General features: G+C 69.1%; 3 protein-coding genes. All 3 read left to right on the forward strand.

Annotated elements, in window-relative coordinates:
* Positions 1-1,104, forward strand: a 1,104-nt coding sequence (locus FJY88_13505; GenBank protein MBM3288343.1) for a hypothetical protein, incomplete at its 5' end; no start/stop codon positions are given.
* Complete coding sequence (miaA, locus tag FJY88_13510; GenBank protein MBM3288344.1) at positions 1,104-2,054, forward strand: tRNA (adenosine(37)-N6)-dimethylallyltransferase MiaA; 951 nt, start codon at positions 1,104-1,106, stop codon at positions 2,052-2,054. The genes FJY88_13505 and miaA, both read left to right, overlap by 1 nt.
* A gap of 236 nt (positions 2,055-2,290) precedes the next feature.
* Positions 2,291-2,488, forward strand: a 198-nt coding sequence (locus tag FJY88_13515; GenBank protein MBM3288345.1) for a hypothetical protein, incomplete at its 3' end; no start/stop codon positions are given.

Below are 2,488 nucleotides of genomic sequence, written 5' to 3' on the forward strand. Positions count from 1 at the left end.
TGGGGAGATCATCCCCGGCTGCGCATCGGCGGGTGGGTTGGAATCCCGGAACAGGCCAGAAGCGGCGCCCAGGGGCAGACCGTCCTCGTGAACGGTCGATGGGTGACGCACCCCGCCCTGGGACAGGCGCTTCGGCAGGGGTTCGGAGACCTCATCCCGGCAGGCAAGAGCCCCTTCGCCGTCCTCCTCATCGAAGCCTCCGAAGGCAGCGTCGATGTCAACATCCATCCGACCAAGCGCGAGATCCGCTTCCACGACGAGGGTCTTGTCTTCGCGGAGGTGGTTCGGACCGTCAAGGAAGCGACCCGGCGGTTGATTCCCGCGGTATCGACGGGAGGAACGACGACGGGGCCGACAGGCGGATGGGCGCCGGGCGCGTGGCGCCCCGACGATGAAGCGATCTCGGGGTCCGCGAGCGCCAGCATGCTCGACCTCATCTACGCGCCTCACGTCCTCAGGACGCGATCGGAAACGGCCTCCGCCCCCCTCGTCCGCGACGCCGCGGCTTCGCCCGTCGCGGAAGATCCCGAATCGGCGCCCATGGTCCCCCTCTGGCAACTGGAGAATCGATACATCGTGGCGAAGGTTAGGCAGGGAATCTTGATTGTCGACCAGCATGCCGCCCACGAGAGAATCCTCTACGAACAGGCGCTCCGCCAGCTGGCCGGCGAGCCCGCGACAAGCCAGCAGCTCCTCTTTCCGATCGTCGTCGATCTCGCTCCCGGAGAGACTGCGATGCTCGAGAGTCTCGCCGCGCAGCTGCCCCGTCTGGGGATCCACGCGGAGGAGTTCGGGGGAGGGGCGGCCGTTCTGCGCGCGATCCCCGCCACCTGGAAGGAGTCCCCGGCGGCGATGCTTCGGGAGCTCCTCGACGATGTCGCCGAGCGCACGCGGCGTAGCGAGGAGAGGCTTGAAGCGCTCGCGGCGTCGTTCGCCTGCCACAGCGCGATCCGCTCGGGCACGCGGCTCGAGCTGGATGTGATGAACCGGCTGATCGACGAGCTGTTTGCGACGGAGCTCCCGCACGGCGATCCACACGGCAGGCCCACCTATGTGATCCTCGGCATCGAGGATCTCGATCGGCGCTTCGGCCGAAGCGGGTGATGCCGACTGTTCCCAGGCTCGTCCGCGCCTTCATCGTCGGCCCTACGGGGGTCGGAAAGACCGACGTGTCCGTGGCGGTTGCCCGCGCCCTGGGCGCGGAGATCGTGAGCGTCGACTCCCGCCAGATCTACAAGCGGCTCGACCTCGGGACAGCGAAGCCGACGGCCGAGCAGCGCAAGCGCGTGCCTCACCATCTGCTCGATCTGCTGGAACCGACCGAGCGGTGCTCGGCGGGACGATTCCTGCAACTCTTCCGGGGCGCGCTCGACGGGCTCCGATCGCGTCAGGCCATCGCCCTCGCCGTCGGAGGCGCCGGGCTCTATGTGGATGCCTGCCTGGGACGCTTCCACGAGCTGCCGCCCGCGGACGATCGCCTCCGCGCGCGCTACCTGGAGATCGTCGAGCTCGAGGGTCCGGACGCCCTCCATGGCCGCCTGGCCGCAATCGATCCGGAAACGGCGGGGCGGCTGGCCCCTCGCGATACCCAGCGCGTGATCCGCGCCCTCGAAGTCGCGGAGGCGACCGGGAATCCTCTCAGCCGGAGGTTTCGCGAGGAGGCGCCGGCCGCATGCGATGCGGACACGCCGATCTTCTACCTCACGCGGCCCAGGCGGGAGCTGTACGAGCGGATCGAGCGAAGGTGCGGCGAGATGGTCGCGCGCGGCCTCCCGGCGGAGGTGAGGCGACTCCTCGATTCGGGACTTCCGCGGTCGGCGCCGGGGCTCAAGACCGTGGGTTACGCCGAGTGGATCGGGTGGGCCCTCGGCGAGCGCACCCGCGAGGAAGCGATGGATCTCTTTCTACGGAACTCGCGGCGGTACGCGAAGCGTCAAGAGACCTGGTTCCGCAATCGGCATCCGGAGCGGATCGAGATCGTGATCGGAACGGGGGAGGGCGCCGAGGAGACGTCCCGGAGGCTGCTTGCGAATCCGGCCATCGCCGTGCCGTGACGCTCGGGCCGCCTCCGTCCCGTCTGGGCCTGCGGCATGCGCTCTCGGGGGGGGCGACCGCAGGGGCGACGCGATCGTTGACCGGCCGCACCGCCGCCGACTATACTCCACGGCAGCATTGTACCGGCTGGGACCACGTGAGCCCAGCTCAGCTCGTGTGACCCATGGTCGGCGGGTGCCGTCATCATCGCCGTGAGCCTTCGCCCGAGCGCGGACACCTGCCTCTCGAGGTGCCTATGCGTCGCTTTCGTCCGACCCTTGCCGTTCTCTCTGGAGCCGTCCTGTTCGCCTCGATCCTCATCCCGCCTGCGGCTTCTTCTCCCCTTCCATCCGCGGCCCCGCGCGAAGTGATCACGAGCGCCGACCGCGCCTACGATGCGGCGACCGGCGTCCTGCGTCGATGGCGAGGAATCGAATCGCGGCAGATCGACGGC

This window comes from Candidatus Eisenbacteria bacterium, from assembly GCA_016867495.1.
In the GTDB taxonomy this organism is placed as follows: domain Bacteria; phylum Eisenbacteria; class RBG-16-71-46; order CAIMUX01; family VGJL01; genus VGJL01.